The sequence below is a fragment of the Arthrobacter sp. UYNi723 genome (assembly GCF_054057635.1).
This window is the reverse complement of sequence record NZ_JBSRZM010000076.1, coordinates 1-1,953: the sequence shown is the minus strand read 5'-3', so window position 1 is coordinate 1,953 and position 1,953 is coordinate 1. Positions and strand designations below refer to the sequence as shown.

Sequence of the window (1,953 nt, the reverse complement as noted above, 5' to 3'; positions counted from 1 at the left end):
CACGGGCCGGCCAAACCCTGTTAACAGGGCCGGGAAGTGTCACCACCAAAACCTGCGGAACTGTCACCGATGTGTTGAGGCAGAACTGTCACCGAAGTCCTGCGACATAACATGGGCTGTTAATTTTCCCCTGTTTGCGATAAAATCTAGACAAGATAATTGGTCGTGATGAGCGGGGTGGGAAGATGGGTGCGATGACTGCTCAGCTGCCTCTTCCTGCCTCGATGGACGCCGGTGCCGTCGCGATCGGCGCCGCTGCGTCGCTGGTTGAAGACGAGGACGGCGGCCGGGTTTTCGTCCATGGCGAGCTCTCCTACGGTTGGGACGCCGGGGATTCGGTGTCCCGTCGGTTCGCCGCGGCGAAGCTGGCGGATATCAAAGCCGGTTCGGTCGCTGAGGTGGCTACCGCGTTCGGGGTGGATCCGGGCACGTTATGGCGGTGGCGCCAGGATCTGAGCGCGGGCGGGGTGCTGGGGTTGGCCCCGGAAAAATCCGGTCCGAAAGGGCCCAGCCGGCTGACCGAAGCCGTGATGTCCCAGATCCGTTCCCTTCGTGCAACGGGATTATCCCTGCGCGCTGTGGGAACAGCTGTGGGCGTCTCCGAATTCAGTGTCCGCCGCACCCTGGCCATGGAAACCCCTGCCCCGGCCGGTCCGGCTGCTGCGCACCCGGACCGGCCGGCAGCGGAGCCCCTGCGGGAGGAGTTGCCGGTGCTCCCCGGCCCGGTGGACCGGTCCGGGGAGCGGGCGGGTGCCCGGTCCGGGTTGGTGGAGTGCGCGGCACCGGTGTTCGCCCCGGCGGCCCGTGTGCCGTTGGCCGGGCTGTTCCTGGCACTGCCCGCCCTCGAGCACACCGGGCTGCTGGAGTGCGCGAAAGAGGTCTTCGGGGCGTTACCGAACGGATTCTATGGGCTGGAGACCATCCTGACCGGCGCCGTGTTCCAGGCCCTGGCCGGGGAACCGCGGGCCGAGGGGATCACCCGGATCGACCCGGCAGCTTTGGGCAGGGTCCTGGGCCTGGACCGGGCACCCGAAGTGAAGACCCTCCGCCGGAAAACCGCCGCCCTCGCCAGCAGAGGCAAAGCCGGGGACCTGCTCACCGCCATGGCCGCCAGACACCTCAACGGCAGTCACGGAGAAGGCGGGGATCTGGCCGCTGTGCTCTACGTTGACGGGCATGTCCGCGCCTACCAGGGCACGCGGAAGATCGGGAAGGTCCACTCCACGAGGTTGAAGTTCCCGGTCCCGGCGACCGAGGAAACCTGGGTCGCCGACGCTGCCGGCGCCCCCGTGCTGGTGGTCATGGCCGAGCCCGGGGCAGCCCTGACGGGTGAACTGCGCCGGCTCCTGCCGACCCTGCGCACCATCGTCGGCGATGACCGGAGGGTGCTGGTCGGTTTTGACCGCGGAGGCTGGTCCCCGGCCCTCTTCCAACACATGGCAGAGAAGAACTTCGACGTGCTGACCTGGCGCAAAGGCATCACCGAGGACATCGGGCCCTCCCACTTTGCCGAGGTCACCCACACCGACGGGCACGGGCAAACCCGGGCGTGGAATGCCGCGGACACCCAGGTTGAGGTGCCCGTCGGTACGACCGGGGAAGTCTTTGTGATGCGCCAGCTCAGCCGCCAGGTCAACACTCCCGGCGGCGGGTCCCGGCAGATCCACATCCTCACCACCAACACCGCCATGCCCGCCGGGGAGATCATCTACCGGATGGGCGCGAGGTGGCGGCAGGAAAACTATTTCCGCTACGCCCGGATCCGTTTCGCGCTGGATTCGCACGACGCCTACACATCCACTGATGATGATTCGGAGCGGTCCGTGCCGAACCCGGCCAAACGCAAGGCCTACCAGCAGGTCCTCGCCGCCAGGACCCGGTATGAGAAGGCCCTGGCGGACACCGACGCCGCGATGCTCGCCGCCCGCACCCCGCCGCCGGGAACATCCACGG

At 67.6% G+C, this 1,953-nt stretch carries 1 protein-coding gene; it reads left to right on the top strand.

Annotation, left to right across the window (positions count from 1 at the left end; genetic code table 11):
• Positions 1–194 precede the first annotated feature (194 nt).
• Positions 195–1,953: putative transposase (locus ACVWY0_RS22250; protein WP_485838627.1), on the top strand; the 1,759-nt coding region annotated here is incomplete at its 3' end.